Source organism: Xanthovirga aplysinae (assembly GCF_009711365.1).
GTDB classification, from domain to species: domain Bacteria; phylum Bacteroidota; class Bacteroidia; order Cytophagales; family Cyclobacteriaceae; genus Xanthovirga; species Xanthovirga aplysinae.
The window spans coordinates 1-363 of record NZ_SMMB01000108.1; the positions used below are offsets into that span (position 1 = coordinate 1).

At 31.7% G+C, this 363-nt stretch carries 1 protein-coding gene; it reads left to right on the forward strand.

Translation table 11 applies throughout. The features are described from left to right. Positions 1-363 (forward strand): class I SAM-dependent methyltransferase (locus E1171_RS00130; RefSeq protein ID WP_187696089.1); only part of this gene is annotated, 363 nt, incomplete at both ends.

Below are 363 nucleotides of genomic sequence, written 5' to 3' on the forward strand. Positions count from 1 at the left end.
CAGAACTAGAAAACAAAAAAAATGTCTCTCATACCATTATAGACCCCTACCAAACCTCTGATTGGAAAAATATAGGGATCACAAATCTCAGGAAGGCAAATATTGATTTCTTTGAATTAATTGAAAAACCTTCTGAAATCGCACTTCCTCAATTATTAAATGAAAAGCGAAAATATGATTTCGCACTCATAGATGGTTGGCATACTTTTGACCACACATTGATCGATTTTTTCTATTTAAATAGGCTGATAAATACTGGAGGAATAATTGTAATTGATGATGTGGGGCTTCCTAGTATAAATAAACTAATGAGATATATCTTAAATTATCCTGCCTATGAATTGATTGGTAACGTTGAAAACA